This window comes from Patescibacteria group bacterium (genome assembly GCA_041650995.1).
Lineage (GTDB): Bacteria > Patescibacteriota > Patescibacteriia > XYB2-FULL-38-15 > XYB2-FULL-38-15 > JAHIRI01.
In genome coordinates this window covers 532303-550319 of record JBAZJZ010000001.1, presented here as the reverse complement: position 1 = coordinate 550319, position 18017 = coordinate 532303, and the positions used below count along the sequence as shown (strand labels likewise).

General features: G+C 40.4%; 20 protein-coding genes and 3 tRNA genes. 19 read left to right on the top strand and 4 right to left on the bottom strand.

The window, feature by feature from the left end:
* Nucleotides 1-128 precede the first annotated feature (128 nt).
* From WC445_02970 to WC445_02890, 17 genes are all read left to right on the top strand, one after another.
* Nucleotides 129-776: an adenylate kinase gene (locus WC445_02970; protein ID MFA5128905.1), complete on the top strand. Its 648-nt coding sequence runs from the start codon at nt 129-131 to the stop codon at nt 774-776.
* Nucleotides 777-780: 4 nt separating this feature from the next.
* Entirely contained in the window at nt 781-1569 is a 789-nt protein-coding gene (gene map, locus WC445_02965; protein ID MFA5128904.1) for a type I methionyl aminopeptidase, read from the top strand.
* Nucleotides 1566-1958: a Holliday junction resolvase RuvX gene (gene ruvX, locus WC445_02960; GenBank protein ID MFA5128903.1), complete on the top strand. Its 393-nt coding sequence runs from the start codon at nt 1566-1568 to the stop codon at nt 1956-1958. The genes map and ruvX overlap by 4 nt, the downstream gene beginning before the upstream one ends.
* On the top strand, nt 1955-2716 hold the full coding sequence (gene recO / locus WC445_02955; protein ID MFA5128902.1) for a DNA repair protein RecO: 762 nt from the start codon (nt 1955-1957) through the stop codon (nt 2714-2716). The genes ruvX and recO overlap by 4 nt, the downstream gene beginning before the upstream one ends.
* A gap of 90 nt (nt 2717-2806) precedes the next feature.
* The gene (locus WC445_02950) at nt 2807-3487 is read left to right on the top strand and encodes a DUF5701 family protein (protein ID MFA5128901.1); all 681 of its coding nucleotides are present in this window, start codon (nt 2807-2809) and stop codon (nt 3485-3487) included.
* Nucleotides 3488-3569: 82 nt separating this feature from the next.
* Complete coding sequence (locus WC445_02945) at nt 3570-3914, top strand: hypothetical protein (GenBank protein MFA5128900.1); 345 nt, start codon at nt 3570-3572, stop codon at nt 3912-3914.
* An 83-nt stretch (nt 3915-3997) separates the two neighbouring features.
* Nucleotides 3998-5290, top strand: a complete 1293-nt coding sequence (gene asnS, locus WC445_02940; protein ID MFA5128899.1) for an asparagine--tRNA ligase — start codon at nt 3998-4000, stop codon at nt 5288-5290.
* A 9-nt stretch (nt 5291-5299) separates the two neighbouring features.
* Complete coding sequence (aspS, locus tag WC445_02935) at nt 5300-6691, top strand: aspartate--tRNA ligase (GenBank protein MFA5128898.1); 1392 nt, start codon at nt 5300-5302, stop codon at nt 6689-6691.
* Nucleotide 6692: 1 nt separating this feature from the next.
* Nucleotides 6693-7106 (top strand): hypothetical protein, encoded by a 414-nt coding sequence (locus tag WC445_02930; GenBank protein ID MFA5128897.1) that lies wholly within the window; start codon nt 6693-6695, stop codon nt 7104-7106.
* 79 nt (nt 7107-7185) lie between these two features.
* Complete coding sequence (locus WC445_02925) at nt 7186-7482, top strand: hypothetical protein (protein MFA5128896.1); 297 nt, start codon at nt 7186-7188, stop codon at nt 7480-7482.
* 35 nt (nt 7483-7517) lie between these two features.
* A complete protein-coding gene (gene lon, locus WC445_02920) occupies nt 7518-9881 on the top strand; it encodes an endopeptidase La (protein MFA5128895.1) in 2364 nt (787 codons plus the stop codon).
* A gap of 27 nt (nt 9882-9908) precedes the next feature.
* Nucleotides 9909-11330 carry a DUF2330 domain-containing protein gene (locus WC445_02915; protein ID MFA5128894.1) on the top strand — a complete coding sequence of 474 codons (1422 nt, stop codon included), beginning with the start codon at nt 9909-9911 and terminating at the stop codon, nt 11328-11330.
* 4 nt (nt 11331-11334) lie between these two features.
* A complete protein-coding gene (locus WC445_02910) occupies nt 11335-11802 on the top strand; it encodes a YbaK/EbsC family protein (GenBank protein ID MFA5128893.1) in 468 nt (155 codons plus the stop codon).
* A gap of 18 nt (nt 11803-11820) precedes the next feature.
* Nucleotides 11821-12531 carry a segregation/condensation protein A gene (locus tag WC445_02905; protein ID MFA5128892.1) on the top strand — a complete coding sequence of 237 codons (711 nt, stop codon included), beginning with the start codon at nt 11821-11823 and terminating at the stop codon, nt 12529-12531.
* Between the two features lie 7 nt (nt 12532-12538).
* The gene (scpB, locus tag WC445_02900; protein ID MFA5128891.1) at nt 12539-13111 is read left to right on the top strand and encodes an SMC-Scp complex subunit ScpB; all 573 of its coding nucleotides are present in this window, start codon (nt 12539-12541) and stop codon (nt 13109-13111) included.
* Nucleotides 13108-14076, top strand: coding sequence for a serine hydrolase (locus WC445_02895; protein MFA5128890.1), 969 nt, complete (start codon nt 13108-13110; stop codon nt 14074-14076). Before scpB ends, WC445_02895 begins: the two co-directional genes overlap by 4 nt.
* A gap of 19 nt (nt 14077-14095) precedes the next feature.
* Entirely contained in the window at nt 14096-15307 is a 1212-nt protein-coding gene (locus WC445_02890; protein ID MFA5128889.1) for a glycosyltransferase family 1 protein, read from the top strand.
* 44 nt (nt 15308-15351) lie between these two features.
* On the opposite strand, the gene WC445_02885 is transcribed toward WC445_02890, so the two are convergent.
* The 4 genes from WC445_02885 to WC445_02870 all read right to left on the bottom strand — a co-directional run bounded on the left by WC445_02885 (nt 15352) and on the right by WC445_02870 (nt 16277).
* On the bottom strand, nt 15352-15813 hold the full coding sequence (locus WC445_02885; protein ID MFA5128888.1) for a hypothetical protein: 462 nt from the start codon (nt 15811-15813) through the stop codon (nt 15352-15354).
* 7 nt (nt 15814-15820) lie between these two features.
* A tRNA-Met gene (locus WC445_02880) sits at nt 15821-15897 on the bottom strand.
* Nucleotides 15898-16067: 170 nt separating this feature from the next.
* Nucleotides 16068-16142 (bottom strand) — tRNA-Met (locus WC445_02875).
* Nucleotides 16143-16193: 51 nt separating this feature from the next.
* Nucleotides 16194-16277: transfer RNA gene (locus WC445_02870), tRNA-Leu, on the bottom strand.
* Between the two features lie 87 nt (nt 16278-16364).
* On the opposite strand from WC445_02870, the gene WC445_02865 reads away from it, so the two are divergent.
* Nucleotides 16365-17129 carry an AAA family ATPase gene (locus WC445_02865; protein ID MFA5128887.1) on the top strand — a complete coding sequence of 255 codons (765 nt, stop codon included), beginning with the start codon at nt 16365-16367 and terminating at the stop codon, nt 17127-17129.
* An 18-nt stretch (nt 17130-17147) separates the two neighbouring features.
* Complete coding sequence (locus tag WC445_02860) at nt 17148-18008, top strand: ParB/RepB/Spo0J family partition protein (GenBank protein MFA5128886.1); 861 nt, start codon at nt 17148-17150, stop codon at nt 18006-18008.
* Nucleotides 18009-18017 lie beyond the last annotated feature (9 nt).

The following is an 18017-nucleotide window of genomic DNA, read 5'->3' as shown; positions in this document are numbered from 1 at the left end:
CCCGTTAGAAATCTTTGGTAGAAAAATTATTAAAATTTTTCTGCATAAAATAGCGGCGCATTATAGTTTATTAATATTTTTAACTCTGACAATTACTCAAAATTAAATTGTCAGATTTTTAACGGGGTATGGGAAAATTAAAATTAGCGCTTTTTGGCTCGCAAGGATCCGGAAAGGGCACGCAGGCGGAAATGCTGGCAAAAAAATATAACCTAGAAATTTTATCAACCGGAGAGGTTTTTCGCCAGGAAATTAAAAAACAAACAGAACTTGGTAGGTTGGCTGCCGCGTTAATTAATAAAGGACAATTGGTTCCCGATGAGATTACGGATAAAATTGTTCTCGGAGAACTTGCTACTTCAAAATATCAACATGGGTTTATTTTAGATGGCTATCCGCGGAATATGAATCAACTGGCGGTTTTGGAAAAAAATATTGGTTTGGATTGGGCGATTTTACTTGAAATAAACGATGATGAAGTTCAAAAAAGGTTGGCCAGCCGGAGAGTTTGCCCAAAATGCGGTGCGATTTATAATATTTTAAATAAACCTCCGCATCGGGATGAACTTTGCGATGTTTGTGGAGAAAAACTTACAGCGCGCGACGACGACAAGCCAGAAGCGATTGCGAAGAGGCTTCAAATTTATCACGCGGAAACAGAGCCTATTATAAATTATTATGGCAAAAAAGAAAAAATTATTAGGGTAAACGGGGTTGGCCCCATTGAAAAAGTTTTTGCGGAAATAGATAATAAACTCGAAGAAAAAGTTAAATAAATTCATGGAAAAAATAATCATAAAAACTTCAGAAGAAATAAAAATTATGCGGCAAAGCGGCAGAATTTTAGCGATGGTTTTGGAAGAATTGCGTAAGGCGGTTCGTCCAGGCATAACGACCGGAGAGCTTAATTCTTTAGCCGAGAAATTAATTTCCGAGCACGGAGCAGTGCCAGCGTTTAAACATTACCAGTCAAATTCAAACTCAACTCCGTTCCCAACAACACTTTGCACTTCAATTAATGACGAAGTTATTCACGCGCCGGCGCTGCCATCACGAGTTTTAAAAGAAGGTGATATTATTAGCCTTGATTTGGGAGTGAAATATCCCGCCGGATCAGAAGGGCTTTTTACTGATGCGGCGATTACCGTAGCTGTAGGTGAAATTAGTGACGAAAAAGAAAAATTAGTTCGAGTGACAGCTGAAGCGTTAGAAGCCGGGATCGCCCAAATCAAGCCGGGAAATTTTGTTTCTGATATAGCCGGAGCCATTCAAGGGCATGTTGAGAAAAATGATTTTTCTGTAGTGCGCGACCTTGTCGGGCATGGTGTCGGAAAACGCGTGCATGAACCCCCTTATGTTCCTAATTTTTTGGATCGTTTTTATAAACCAGTTGAATTACGGGAAGGCATGACGATTTGCCCGGAACCAATGGTTTGCGCCGGCGGAGCGGAAGTTGAAACTTTAGACGATGAATGGACTGTAGTTACCTCCGACCGCAGTCTTGCGGCCCATTTTGAACACACTATAGCTGTAACTAAAAATGGCCATGAAGTTTTGACGAGATTATGAATTATTTAGGAATTGATTACGGTGAAAAAAGAGTTGGGTTTGCCACCGGCAGTGATGAGACAAAAATAGCCTCGCCGTTTTTCGTTTTAGAAAACAAGGGAAGAGATTTTTTATTGGCAGAGATTAAAAGAGTTTGTGTTGAAGAAAATATTGGAAAAATTGTAGTCGGTCTGCCGCTCACCATGGCGAGCGAGACCGGACCGCAAGCAGAAGAAATTATGCGTTTTGTGGATTTTTTAAAAAATAATTTAGCGGTGCCAACAGAAATGGAAGATGAAAGATTTTCAAGCGCCATGGTGGATAAACTGATGGCAGAATCCGGCGTGAAAGAACGCGACGCCGTGGCGGCGATGATTATTTTGCAGAGTTTTTTTGATAGAAAAAAATGACGCGTCTTGTCCGAGGTATAATTTTAAGAAAACAAGACTATCGTGAAAGCGATCGTCTTTTTGTAATTTATACCGACGAGCTCGGTAAAATTTCCGCGGTGGCAAAGGGCGTACGAAAAATAAAAAGTAAAATGGCTGGGCACCTGGAACTATTTTCCGTGATTGATTTAATGGTGGCACCAGGGAAAACAAACTATCAAATTGCTGGTGCTGCCAGAGAAAAAAATTTTTTAAATATCAAAAGTGATTTAGGAAAAACCGTGCTTGCAAGTTTTTGTCTAGAAATAGTGGATGTTTTTACTAAAACTGATCATCCGGATTTAAAAATCTATGAATTGCTTTTGGAAATTTTAGAAATTTTTAATGAGGTGAAAATTAAAAGTTTTTTAAAATTATATATCTTATCAAAATTTTTTGTTTTAAAATTATTAACCATTCTCGGTTGGATGCCAGAACTTTATACTTGCGTTAAATGTAAAAATAAAATTACCCCGAGCAGAAATTTTTTTGACGCGGGGAGAGGAGGACTAACTTGCGGTCAGTGTGGCGGGGGTGAGCTACCGATTTCCACTGCGGCGATAAAAATTTCACGTTTTGTTTTAGAAAATAATTTTAAAAAAATAGTGGTGCTTAAAATTACCAAAGCGCATGTCGGGGAGTTGGCAAAAATTATTGATATTTTTACCGAGGTTCATCGGGATAGAGAGCTAAAAAGCCTTATGTGGATAAACTATTTGACCAAAACATTAAAGATTTGATAAACTCAATTTCAGAACGTTGAAAGGGGGCGGCGGAGGAGGAATCCTCCGCCGTTTTTTTGTACCCAAGGAATTGGGAGGAAGGAGTAAATGCTTCCGATGAGTTGTCCGGATGAAGGAACTCTGCTTCGGCAGGTGTTTGATCGGCAGGTGGAGCGACTCGTCGCAGGTGGTTGGCATACGGCGCTCGGGTGGGCAGAGAGAGATCTTCGACTCTATCTTTCCATGCTCGCCGATTCGCCCACGGGCCTTCTTCATGCGGTCGGCGAGACGATTCCCGAGCGTACCCCGTTTCTTGTCGTGATTCCTCACGCCATGCTTTCTGTCGCGAAGCAAATGGAACTGCTCGTCGTGGCAAAGAAGCACGGTTATTCGAGTCTCGAGTGTGACAAATTGTGGAATCCCGAGGGAATCGGTGAGTCGAAATCGCCCCATCTCATTTGCGACGTGGACGACGGCGCTGGGAATGTGGGCCGGACTACGGGCGAAGTTACGGGCGAGATCAAACGCGCTTGCCGGCACGGCCTCATTATGGAAGAAGCGATCGCTCTCGCTCTCCACTCACCGGAATCGCTCATTCATCACGCCTTCGCGTTGATTGATGCGGACTACCAGAGTGAACCGTGGTCAGGAAACGGCATTCGCCGGCAATGCGTGCCAGAACTTTGGCTTAGTTCTGGCGGTCCGACACAGAACTTTAGCCAGTTGGATAGTCGGAGAGAAGACCGCGGTGTGCCTTCCTGTCGCCGCCGGCTGTTCCTTGACAGATAGGAGCAGTTCCAACGTTCTCGCCGATTCAGAAAAATATTCTGGATCGGCTTTTTTATAAAATAAATTGACGTTTTTTGGTTTTATGATAAAGTTGAGGCAGAAGGAGGGCGAGATGGAAAACGAGAAAGAGAACGCCGAACTAAACATCGGCGCGACTTTTCCGTCATGGTTAGCAATCTTTCTGGCCGCGCTCGTCTGGGTGTGTATCGGCATCGTGAACTGGGATTACATCGCCGGAGGAATGAGCGGGTGGGTATTCTTAAGCATCGCGCTGCCTCTCACTTTCCTCGGCGTTTGGTTTATCTTAGTTGCAAAGGCGAGTTTCAAGTTCAATCGATGGTGGCGTGAGTTCAAACAAGAACTCGCAGTCATCAAGGCGCAGAATGACCGCGGCGAAGATGGTCGAGTCGCGGAAGGAAGGGAGTGAGAGTATGTACGCCGATCAGCAGCGACTGGTCGGTCTTTTTATCTTGATTTTGTTGGGTAAATAATCTATAATTAAACAATTATATGCAGACGATTTTATTGAAAGATATTAGCCAATATTTAGGCCAGGAAGTCGCGATTCGCGGCTGGATTTTTAATTTTCGTTCCTCGGGTAGCATTTTCTTTTTACAAGTTCGTGACGGTTCAGGCTTTGTCCAGGCGATTGTTTCTAAAAAAGAAGTAGCTCCAGAAATCTGGGAAGCTTGCGAAAAAATAACTATAGAAAGTTCGATAGAAATTTCCGGAACTGTCAGTAAACATCCCAAAAAAGAAGAGTATGAACTTCAAGTTAAAAATTTAAAAATACTTCAAATTGCTGAAGAGTACCCGATTGGAAAAAAAGAACATGGCCCGGATTTTTTGTTAGATCAAAGACACCTCTGGCTTCGCTCATCAAAACAATGGGCGGCGCTTCGCGTTAGAAATACTGTCATCAACGCGACTTATGAATATTTTAATCAGAATGGTTTTATAAAAATTGACACGCCGATTTTGACCCCGACCGCCTGCGAGGGAACAACGACCCTTTTTGAAGTTCCGTATTTTGATTTAGGAAAAGCTTATCTTGCGCAGTCAGGTCAACTTTATCTTGAAGCCGCGGCAATGAGTTTTGGCCGATGCTTTGACTTTGGCCCGACTTTCCGGGCGGAAAAATCAAAAACTCGCCGACACTTAACGGAATTTTGGATGATGGACGCCGAGGCGGCTTTTGTTAATCACGAGGGCAATATGAAAATTCAGGAAGAATTGATCTGCCATATCGTGAAAAAAGTTTTAGAAAAAAATAGAAAAGAATTGGAAATTTTGGAACGAGATATTTCCAAATTAGAAAAAGTTCAAGCTCCCTTTGGGCGAATGACTTATCATGAAGCGGTTAAAAAAGTTCAAGCGTTAGGGTCTGATATTAAAGATGGCGAAGATTTGGGTGCTGACGATGAAACTTTGCTGACTCAAGATTCCGACGTACCGATTTTTGTGGAAAAGTGGCCACGGCAAATTAAAGCTTTTTATATGAAACGCGATCCAAAAAATCCCGAACTGGTTTTGGGTTCAGATTTAATCGCGCCGGAAGGCCACGGAGAAATCATCGGTGGCTCGGAGCGTGAAGACAATTATGATTTATTGCTTGCGCGAATGAAAGAAGAAAAAATGCTGCTTGAAGATTTTCAATGGTATTTAGATTTAAGAAAATACGGCTCGGTTCCTCACTCAGGCTTTGGTTACGGGTTGGAGCGCATCACCGGCTGGATGTGCGGCATTCATCATGTTCGCGAAACGATCCCTTTTCCAAGAATGATTAATAGATTAAGACCATAAAAATTATTTATGACTCGCACGCTTATAAAAGACACAGTTTCAAAAATTGGCGAAGAAGTTATTCTTAAGGGTTGGGTTCATGTCCGGCGAGATATGGGCAAAATTATTTTTATTGATCTTCGTGATACGAGTGGTTTAATTCAGATAGTTTTTGCTTCCAAAGATAAAGAATTTATGACGTTAGCCGACAAGTTGCGGTCAGAATTTGTTGTAGCCATTACCGGGAAAGTGAATAAACGTCCGGAGAAAATGATCAACCCAAAAATGTTAACTGGCACAGTAGAACTTGAAGCAAAAAATTTGGAGATTTTAAATGAATCAAAAACGCTGCCTTTTGAAATTGATAAAGATACAACACCCGTCAGCGAAGAATTACGTATGAAATATAGATATCTTGATTTACGAAGCGAGCGGATGAAAACAAATATTTTATTGCGGAGCAAAATGCTTGATGAAATAAGAAAATTTTTGCACGAGCGTAATTTCGCAGAAATAGAAACGCCCTACATTACCAAAGGCACGCCAGAGGGCGCGCGTGAATATATTGTGCCGGCGCGCTTACATGCCGGAAAATTTTATGTTCTGCCACAATCACCACAGCAATTTAAACAGTTATTGATGGTCGCTGGTTTTGAAAAATATTTTCAAATTGCCAGATGTTTTCGCGATGAAGATCAGCGCGGCGACCGCCAGCCGGAATTTACTCAGCTTGATATGGAAATGTCTTTTGCGGAACAGGAGGACGTGATGAAATTAACCGAAGAATTGATGATCCATTTGGCAAAAACCGTGGTGCCGGATAAAAAAATTAAAAAGATGCCTTTTCCAGTTTTGACTTATGACGAGGCAATGAAAAAATATAAAACCGACAAGCCGGATTTGCGTGAAGATAAAAAAAATTCTAATGAATTAGCTTTTTGTTGGGTGATTGATTTTCCACTTTTTGAATGGTCTGAGTCGGAAAAAAAATTGGTTTCTTCCCACCATCCATTTACTATGCCGCACAAGGAAGATATGGATGATTTAGAGGAACATCCGCTTGATGTTCGCGCTTATGCTTATGATTTGGTTTTAAATGGTTATGAAGTTGGAGGAGGAAGTATCAGAATTCATGACCGAACGTTGCAGTCAAAAATTTTCCGATTGCTTGGCGTTGGTAAAGATGACGCCGAAGCGCGTTTTGGCCATATCTTTGAAGCCTTTACTTATGGCGCGCCGCCACATGGCGGTATTGCTCCGGGGCTTGATCGGTTGGCGATGATTTTTGCCGGCGAACCAAATATTCGTGAAGTGATGGCTTTCCCAAAAACTTCCGATGCCCGCGATTTAATGATGGGGGCCCCGTCGGATTTGCCGGAGCAGCAATTGAAAGAAGCGCACATTAAAATTGTGGAAAAATAATATGAAAATCGTTATTTGCGGCAGTATGACTTTCGCCAAGGAAATGGTGGCGGCGGAAAAAGAATTACGGAAGTATGGTCACGAAGTTATCCTGCCAAAATTTACATACGATTATGCTGATATGGGGACATCTGAAATAGTGCATCGCGAATCAGCTGCCAACAAAATAAAGCATGGGCTTATCCGTTATTATTTTGATGAAATAAAGGGTGGTGATGCAATTTTGGTTTTGAATAATGAACGTCATGGTATTCCAAATTATATTGGCGGAAATTCATTACTTGAAATGGGTTTTGCTCATGTTTTGAATAAAGAAATTTTTCTTTTAAATCCAATTCCAGAAATGGGCTATAAAGATGAAATCATCGCCATGCAGCCGATTGTTTTAGAGGGAGATTTAAGTAAAATTGAATAGTAAGTTAAGCGTAAAATCAGCAGCCAAAATGGCCGTTTTTTTATTTTACATTAAGCCATTTTTTTGCTATCATAAATATATGAAAATATCCCATCTCCAAAGGTATGTTTTGGGCTTGGGTTACGCGGAAAAAGACAAATTTGGCCGTGGAAAAATTTTAAGGTTTTACGACAAACAAAAACGGCCGCCCAAGCTGGATGATAGAGTAAATATTGTCACAAAATCCCTGGAAAGATTAATTGACAAGGGTTTTCTTATTGGCTACGGAGTCCGGACGCCTAAAAAGTGGTTTATTAAAGAAATAAAATTAACAGCGGCCGGAAGAAAGGCGGCGAGAAGTCTGCGGGGTAAACAAGCGGTGTTACCATTTAAATAAAAATTTCGTATTAAATATTAAAGAATATTTATACTATGGAGGCAGAAAAATTTTCAGGCACGATGGATAGTAAGGCAAAAAAGGAATTAGCAGTCATCCCGCTGGTTGACGTTGTTGTTTTTCCGAGAGTTGCATTGACCTTGATAGTTAAAAAGGAAAAGACCATGAAGGCGTTGGACTACGCCATGCAGCATGATCAAATAGCGGTTTGTGTCGCGGAAAAAAGAGACGTGGGAGACAAAATCACCCAAGACGATCTTTATTCCATCGGCACGCTTGCTAAAATAAGGGAAATTACAAAACAGCCCGATGGTTCTGTCCGAATCGTGGTTGAAGGAATGATGCGTGCAAAAATTACGGAATTTTTATCATTTGATCCGTTTGTTAGAGTTAAAGTTGAACCGGCGCCGGAACCAATGGTTAAAAAAACCGAACGGATTGAAGCCTTGATGTATAGCCTGATTAATCAATTTAAGGAATGTATTTCTCTCGGCGCGACAGTTCCGTTTGATGTACTTTTAGTAATTTTAAATATTACCGATCCTTGGGAGTTAGCGGATTTGATGACCATAAATTTGGATTTTAAAGTGGAAGAGAAGCAGGAAATTCTTGAGGCCGATAACATTGAGGGGAAGTTAGGAAAATTAGGGGAATCTATCGGTCGGCAATTGAAAGTTTTGCGCATGGCCCAAAAAATTCAGGCGGAAACCGGAAAGGAATTGGGAAAAATGGAAAAAGAAATGTTTTTGCGTGAACAGATGAAAACGATTGAAAAGGAATTGGGGATGGCCGGCGGCCGAACAGAAGTTGAGGAGTTAAAAGCAAAAATAGAAAAGGCGGGAATGCCTTCCGAGGCAAAAGAGCAAGCCTTAAAAGAGTTGGCTCGTCTTGAAAAAATGCCTTCCTTTAGTCCGGAAATTTCTTACATCAGAACTTATTTGGATTGGTTGGCTATGTTACCGTGGTCAAGAAAAACCGAAAGTAAAGTTGATATTAAAAAAGCTAAAAATATTTTGGATGACGACCATTATGGTTTAGACAAAGTTAAAGAAAGAGTGCTTGAGTATTTAGCAGTGCAAAAATTAGTGGGAAAAATAAAAGGCCCGATTCTTTGTTTTTCCGGTCCGCCGGGGACAGGCAAAACTTCAATCGGTAAAGCTATCGCCAAAGCTCTTGGCAGAAAATTTTTTAGAATGTCGCTCGGCGGTATTCGCGATGAAGCTGAAATTCGCGGCCATCGCCGAACTTATGTTGGCGCTCTGCCCGGAAGGATTATCCAGGGGATAAATACGGCTGGTACAAAAAATCCGGTTTTTATGCTTGATGAAATTGATAAAGTTGGCGCGGACTTTCGCGGCGATCCATCAGCGGCATTATTAGAAGCGCTTGATCCGGAACAAAATTATTCTTTTTCTGATCATTATCTTGAAGTTCCCTTTGATTTATCGGATGTGATGTTTATTACCACGGCTAATATTTTAGACACAATCCCGCCGGCGCTCCGCGACCGCATGGAGATGATTGAATTTCCTGGATATATTGAGGAAGAAAAATTTCATATCGCGGAAAAATTTTTACTCCCAAAACAATTAAAAGAAAATGGGCTCGAGAACGGTAGCAGATTGATAATTACCGAACCAGCTTTAAAGACGATTATCAGAGAATATACGCGGGAAGCTGGCGTTCGTGAACTTGAAAGAAATATTGCCGCCGTTTGCCGAAAGGTGGCGCGAAAAATTGCCGAGGGTGATCATAAAAATTATAAGGTCGGTATTTCCGATCTCCATCAATTCTTGGGGCCAGCCAAATATCACACGACTATGGCCGAGAAAAAGGATGAAGTTGGCGTGGCAACCGGGCTTGCCTGGACACAGGCTGGCGGAGAAATACTTTTGATTGAAGCGACTAAAATGCCGGGCAAGGGGCAGTTAATTTTGACCGGCCAATTGGGCAAAGTGATGCAGGAGTCGGCCCAAGCGGCTTATTCTTATGCTCGCTCACGCGCTAAGGTTTTCGGGATCAAAGATAAATTTTATAAAGATTCGGATATCCATATCCATGTTCCTGCAGGGGCTATTCCGAAAGACGGTCCCTCGGCCGGCGTGGCTATGGCTACGGCAATTATTTCAGTTCTGACCGGAAGACCTATTAAAAAAGATGTTGGCATGACCGGCGAAGTGACTCTCCGCGGCAGAGCTATGGAAATCGGCGGCGTTAAGGAAAAAGTTTTGGCTGCGCATCGGGCTGACATCAAAACGATAGTTTTGCCAAAAGATAATGAAAAAGATTTGGAAGAGCTTCCAAATAATGTTAGAAAAGATTTAAAATTTATTTTTGCCAAAGACGTGGATGATGTGTTAAGGGCGGCAATGGGAAAACAATTAATCCTTAGTAAATAATAATTAACGATTTTATTTTATTAATTTATGAAAAAAATCATTCTCGCGATCAGCCTCATCCTTCTTGTAATGCCGACAGCTGTCTCCGCCGACGGCGCTATTTTTCCGCCGCCAGATTATTGGATTCAAGAAACAGATCAAAAAGCCGTGATTTTTCACAATGAAAACACGGAAACAATGATTCTTTCCGTAACTTTCCGAGGAGACGCGGAAAATTTTAGCTGGATTGTTCCCACGCCTTCCCGTCCCGAAGTTTCTAAATCTACTGATGAACTTTTTACCGCCTTGGACAAATTAACGGCTCCAGAATATAGTTATCGGGTTACGCCGATGTATAGTGGCGCGGCGCGGGACGCGGCAACAGCTGAAGGTGGCGTAGTGGTTCTTGAAACAAAAAAGGTGGAGTATTATGACATCACTGTTCTTGAAGCTGATGATCCCGAGGCCTTAACAAAATGGCTTAAAGATAATAATTACCAATTTCCAGAAGAGGGGAAATATTTGTTTGATGATTACATTAATAATAAATGGTATTTTACCGCGATTAAACTTGATACTGAATCAATAAGCGGGGGAGTTGAAGCGCAATTGAGACAGGGCCATGCCGTGCCGCTTAAGTTTATTTTTGCTTCTTCAAAAATTGTTTTTCCTTTAAAAATTTCCGGCATTGCTGAATATTTTAAATATCCTAATCCCGAACCAACTCCGCTCATGATGGAAAGTGGCGAGGCCGGAAGTGCGAGCGCGGGTGTTGCGGTCGGTGCGAATACTGCCACAGTTGAAGCTTATCCGGTTACGGATTACTACTATCCACGGCAGCCGGGCGTGAATATTCTTCTTTACGTTTTTTCTGACCATAAAAAAGATTTGCCTGGATTTACTACGAATTATGCCAGTTGGATCAAATCAAAAGATATCGAAAAATTGGCAGTTGAATCAAATGGTGATTATTGGATCCAGCCAGAAGAGGGAAAATATTATCTGACAAAATTATCGCGTTATATGCAGCCGTCAGAAATGACTTACGATTTGTATTTTCGTGACGCGGATGACAACGATGAAATCGGAGTACCAGAAGCAGATTGGGAAAATGTTTTGACAGGCATTTTACTTTTCTTAATAATTCTTAGTATTTCTGTTGTGATAGGGGTGCTCTCGCCCGTTGGTTTGGTTTTTATTCTTTGCGCCTTGCTGCAGTTTTTTTCTAAACATAAGGTCGTCAAAATTGTCGCCTGGATTCTTCAGAGTTTAGCCCTTTTGACTACAGTTTCTTTGGGCGCGCTTCTCTTTTTAGGATGGTCGGCGTATAGAGCTGATTATTGGACGGGGACAATTTATGATTCAAGTATGGCGGCGGCGATTAGTGTTGTTTGGATTATTTTTACGGCCGCGATGATTGGAGTTATGGTTTGGCAGATTTCACGTTTAAGAAAAAATAAAAAAAAGTAAAAATATGGCCATACCAAAAAAACTCTTGAGTTATCTTGACAAAGCTAAAATTAAGTATAAAATAGTTAGACACAAAACTGTTTATACGGCTTATGACGCGGCCCAGACGCTTGGCGTGAAGCTTGGTGAAATTGCTAAAACTTTGGTGATAAAGGCGGATAAAATTTATCTTTTGGCGGTTTTGCCGGCTTCGCATAAGTTAGATCTAGGAAAGTTAAAAAAAATAGTTAAAGCGAAAAAAATCGAGATTACCAGAGAAGGAATAATGAAAAAAGTATTTAAAATTAAGCCTGGCGCCGTAACGCCCTTTGGCCAAATTTATAAAGTTCCGGTTTATATAGATAAAACTATTCTTAGGGCAAAACAGATCATTGCAGGAGCGGGAACATTTGAAGAATCAGTTGCAATGACAGCAAAAAATTTTCTTAAAGCAACAAGTGGAATTATGGGAGTTTTTGGGAAGAAAAAATAAGAAGGAGTTTATTAAAAAATGTATAAGGTAAAAATAGAAAAATTTGAAGGTCCGTTCGACCTTCTTCTACAGATGATCGAGAAAGAGGAGATGAATATCACGGATATTTCTCTCGCTTATATTGCCGATCAATTTGTTGAATATATTGAGCGGATGGATAATCTTAATCCGGCAGAGATGGCAGATTTTTTGGTGGTGGCTGCAAAACTTCTTTGGATAAAATCAAAAGCTCTTTTTCCTTCGCTCGAACCTGAAGGAGGTGATGGGTCAGATTTGGCCGCACAACTTAAAATTTATAAAGAATACCGCGACGCATCGCTTGTAATTCATAAAATGATTTTAAAAAAACATTTTGCTTTTGTCCGTGAGCGGCCGTCGCTTGGAGCGGGGGATATATTATTTAATCCACCGGCCTGGCTTACGAAAGAAAAATTAATCTTAGTGATGCGCGAAATTATAGAAGACCTTGAACCGATTGTTCGTTTGCCGCGCGGCGTAGTTAAAAGCGCTATTTCTATCCAAGAGAAAATACAGCACATCAGAGATCTAATCCAAAAAAATCTTGAAGTTAGATTTCATACCATAATTTCTAAAGCAAAAGATAAGGTAGAAATCATTGTTCATTTTTTAGCCGTACTGGAACTTTTAAAGCATAGACACATTGTTGTTCGACAAGAGGAAATGTTTGGTGAAATTAATATTAAAAAAGGAGATAGTATAAAAATATAATTTATTTATGGCTAATTTGAAATCAAAAATAGAAAGTTTGCTTTTTGTGGCGAGTCGGCCCCTAAGTTTGAAAAAAATATGTGAGCAGGTCGGTGGGGAAAAAGAAGAGGTTAAAAAATTATTAGCAGATTTGGCGGACGATTGCGAAAATAATAAAAGAGGAGTGCAAATCATGGAAATTGATGGTGAATATCAAATGGCCACCCGTGGGGATTCTTCAAAAATGGTAAAAGATTTTTTAAAAGATGAAATGACTGGGGAATTGACTCGTCCGGCGCTTGAGACGTTAACAATTATTGCTTATCGTGGACCAATCGCGAAATCCGATCTTGAACAAATACGCGGAGTTAATTGCAGTTTAATTTTACGAAACCTCATGATAAAGGGGTTGGCGGAATCAAAAAATTCCGACAAAGGCGGAGAGCCACTTTTCAATATTACTTTCGACTTCATGCGTTATCTCGGAATTACTAAACAAAGTGAATTGCCTGATTATGATAAATTATCAAAGAGCGAAATTTTAGATAAAATTTTAAATTTATCAACCGACGCGCCGTCGCAAGATAAAGTTACTGTATGATGTTTTCCATCATTCTAAGTATAATCTTAATTTTTACTCCGTTTGTTGCGTATTCCCCAGGGAGCACCGAGACGACTGTTTCGGATTTAACAGACGAAATTATTGCGGAAGAGGCGCTCCATACACAAAGTGAAGGTGATGGCCAGCAATTTAGCTTACCAAGAGCTGAACCTCGCGCTCCTTGGAAGAAAGAAGATAGCCGGAGTATTGGAATTTTAACAACGGCTAAATCAGTATTGGTTTTTGACGAAGGTACGGGTACAGTTTTATTTGCAAAAAATCCTCAGGAAAAAACACCTTTGGCCAGTTTGACCAAGCTGATGACTGTTTTGGTTTTTTTGGATCAAGACCCAGATTGGGATAAGGTAATTCGTTTGACAAGAGCGGACGATCGTGAAGGTGGCATTGTTTACGCTCGTTCGCCGGAAGAAGTGACTGTTAAGGATTTGTTTAATATGGCTTTAGTTGGGTCAGTTAATAACGCCGCGATTGCCCTGGCGCGCTCCACCGGTTTGGAGCAAAAAGATTTTGTCGCGGAAATGAATAAAAAAGCAGAGGAGCTTAGCTTAAAAGATACAATTTTTGTTGATCCAACGGGCCTTTTGCCAGAAAATCAGGGAACGGCTCGTGATGTGGCAAAACTTGTTGCTACGGCCTTGGCGCGGGAAGAGGTCAGGTCAGCAACATTGCAAAAAAGATATGTCTTCAACCCGATCGGAAGTGGGAAAACTTATTATGTAAAAAGTACAGATGAATTACTTTGGAGTTTTTTAAATGATGAACCATATAATTTTATTGGGGGAAAAACTGGTTATATAGAAGAATCGGGGTATAATTTAGCGGTGGAAGTTATGCGCGGAGGACATAAAATAATTGCCGTGGTTTTAGGCAGTGCGACTGCGGAAGACAGATTTAAAGAAATTAAGGGTTTGGTTGATTGGGCATTTGTAAATTATCAATGGTAAAATCATACAATATTATATTATGCGCATTGGCATTGACTGTAGAACAATTTTAAATCCGGGTTATGGAGAAGCTGCCGGCGTTGGACATTACACATTTTTTTTGATAAAAAATCTCCTGAAGATAGATAAAAAGAACGAGTACGTTCTTTTTTTTGATAATTTACTTTCCAAAGACGCCGCCGAAGAAATGATTGTTGGCGCACCAAATGTAAAAATAAAATTTTTTCCATTTCATCAATATAAACATTATCTACCTTTTGCCTTTTCTCATCTTTTAACGGCAAACGCCATTGAGAAAGAAAAGTTGGATGTTTTCCACTCGCCGGCCTATACTTTGCCCTTGGCTTACAAGGGAAAGTCCGTTGTAACGGTTCATGATCTTGCTATATATAAAAATCCCGAGTGGTTTCCAAAAAAATTTTTGATAGGTCAAAATTTTTCAACTAAAACGTTGGTTCCGAAAAGTTTAAAAAAGGCAGAAAAAATTATCGCTGTTTCAAAAAATACCAAAAAAGATATTACGGAAATTTTCAAAATAAATCCCGGGAAAGTAGAAGTGATTTATGAGGGGGTGGAGTTTAGAAATTTGCCTTCGAAAAAAGAAACCGCCTGCGGCGTAGAGTCAGAAATTTGTTTTGAAGATTTAAAGGTAAAATACGGCCTTAAAGATGATTACGCCCTATTTTTAGGGACGATTGAGCCGAGGAAAAACATCGTTGCCTTAGTTCAGGCGTTTTGCGGTTTAATTTATAAAAATAAAAATTTAGAAAAAAAATACCAGCTCATTTTAGCTGGGGTTAGAGGATGGAAGTATAAAAATGTTTTTAAAGAAATTGAGGCGTGCCAAAAAAAGTTAGGGGAAAGCGGAGAGATAAAATATATTGGCTATGTTCCCGGTCGCGAAAAATTTTCTTTAATGAAAGGTGCCGCTTGTTTTATTTTTCCATCTTTCTATGAAGGATTTGGTTTGCCAGTGCTTGAGGCATTGTCTCTTGGAGTTCCGACAATTACATCAAATAAATCCTCTCTGCCAGAGATTGCCGGTCAAGCTGCCATACTTATTAATCCAGAAAAAGTTTTAGAAATTTCCAGTGCGTTAGAAAAAATTTTAGTGGATCGGAATTTACGGGAAGAACTTAGTAAAAAAGGGATAATCCAGGCTGAAAAATTTAACTGGAAGAAATGCGCTGAGGAAACACTTAAAGTTTACGGAGAAGTCGCAAACGTTTAATAAAAAATAAATTAAAAAAACCGACCGCAAGGTCGGGTTTTTGTCTAAATAAAATTTAATAAAAGAATGGCAGTAACAATGGCTTGAAAAGCTAGGCCTTGAGCAGTTGTTGGTTTGACTTTAATTAAATCATGGACAATAAAATGGAATCGATAGAAATTTTTAAAGAGTCTATCGGATAATTCATGGCAAGCGACTATGAAATCAGGAAGAATGCCACCGAGAATTCCTGAAGCGATACTTAAACTCGGAGCAAAGGAGTCGCCGTAGAAATATCGCGAAACCAATAAAGTAAATAAAATTATTGCATCTATGGCTACAATGCAGATGATTTTTCTAGCTTTGGACTTTTGGTCGCTCTTATATTCTTCAATCCAATCTTGATCGCCGTGAGGAATCATATCTAAAACAAAATGAGATATGAACCCTAAAACAAAAGCTAAAATTGGATTATTTACTTGTTGGCCGATTAAGGCGCCGGTTGTAGCGTGGACTGTTAAGAGCATAAAACTTTGGTGGCTGGGGTCGGGATCGAACCGACGACCTAGGGCTTATGAGTCCCTCGCTCTAACCAACTGAGCTACCCAGCCTCGCTACCGTTGGATTTATTTAAAAAAGACAAAAAAACTTGGTTGCGGGGGCCGGATTTATCGCCTCGCTCTTTAAAACCCCGCGGTTTTAATATTTCCGCAAATCGGGAAAACTACGTTTTCCCGACCCCTTTCCTACAAACCCGGCTTTATATAATTCAATTATTTTTTGGTTGCGGGGGCCGGATTTGCACCGGCGATCTCCTGGTTATGGGCCAGGCGAGATGCTACTTCTCCACCCCGCTATAATTTTATATTATATATTAGAATAACTAATATATAATATTTTGTCAAAGTGCCGATGGTGGGAGTTGAACCCACAATCCCGTAAGGGAATGCGATTTTGAGTCGCACGCGTATGCCAGTTCCGCCACATCGGCGTCAGTTTAGTCTTATTTTACGACAAAGTTGTCAAAAAAGCAATAGTTGGGTATAATGATTAAATCTTAAGGAGCAGATAATTTATTATGGCTCAAATTATTTCTATTGTCAACCAAAAAGGCGGAGTGGGCAAAACGACGACTGCCGTAAATTTGGGCGCTTATTTGGCACACCTTGGAAAATTTGTTCTTCTCGTGGACATGGATCCGCAGGCCAATGCTACCTCTGGGCTTGGTATTGATCATCGCAATTTAGAAAAGGGTGTATATGAAGCCATTGCCGGGGCATCACCATTTAGAAATATTATTGTAAATACTCCTGTTCAGGGTTATAAAGTTGCTCCAGCCACGGTTTCTTTGGCCGGAGCGAACGTGGAACTTGTTGGTGCTGATAGGCGGGAATTTCGTCTATATGACGCTTTGCTTGAAGCACGCAATGATTTTGATTACATCATTATTGATTGCCCGCCGTCGCTTGGGCTTTTGACAATAAATAGTTTAACCGCGGCCGATCATGTTTTTATCCCAGTTCAGGCGGAGTATTACGCCCTGGAAGGGCTTGGTCAATTACTTGAAACAATTAAATTGGTCCAAGATAACCTCAAGCCGGATTTAAAAATTTTGGGCGCGGTCATTACTATGTTTGATAGCCGCGTCGGACTTTCGGACGCAATTTTAAAAGAGCTGTATCAATATTTTCCAAATAAAATTTTTCGGTCGGTTATTCCGAGAAACGTCAGATTAGCCGAGGCCCCATCTCATGGTTTAACGATTTTGCATTATGATGATAAAAGCAAGGGAGCTAAAGCATATGAAAGATTGGCGCGAGAAATTTTGGAAATTAAATTTTAAAAAATTTAAATTATATATATGTCATATGGTCTGGGCAGAGGACTAAATTCATTAATTCCTCCAAAAAGAATAGTTCAAGCGTTTTCTTCCGGAGCTGAAGCGGCGCCACAGGGTGTTCGCCTCGTTGACGTTCCTGTGAAAAACATCCGGCCGAATCCGAAACAGCCGCGCGAAGATTTTGGCTATCAGGATTTGGAGGATTTGATAAATTCCATCAAGGAACATGGGATTTTGCAGCCCCTTGTCGTCACAAAAATTGACGCAGAAAACTATGAGTTAATCGCCGGCGAACGCCGTTACCGCGCCGCGAAATTTTTGAATTTGAAAACTGTACCGGCGATTGTCCGGACAGCCAAGGATCAGGAAAAATTAGAGCTGGCTTTAATTGAAAATATCCAACGGAAAAATTTAAATCCGATTGAAGAGGGCAGGGCATTTCAAAGATTGATGGATGAATTTAATTTAACACAGGAAGAAGTAGCAGTAAGAGTTGGTAAAAGTCGGCCAGTTATTGCCAATACTTTGCGTTTGCTTAGTTTGCCGGAAGAAATTTTACAAGCGCTCCGAAGTGGAAAGATAAAAGAAAGCCACGGTCGCACACTTTTGTCTTTACCCGACGAGAAATCACAATTAAAATATTTTTCTAAAATTTTGAAAAATGAAATGACTGTCCGCGACACAGAGAGCGCGGTAAAAAAAGTAAAAGGAGTGAGACAAAGAAAAGTTGATCCGGCACTCGCGGCTAAAGAAGAATTATTACGCGGTGTTTTCGGGACAAAGGTGGAAATAAAGAAAAGAGGCGCGAAAGGCCAAATAATAATTCATTTTTATAGTGATGAAGAATATAGTGATATAATTAAAAAAATTTCCAAAAGATAACATACAAAA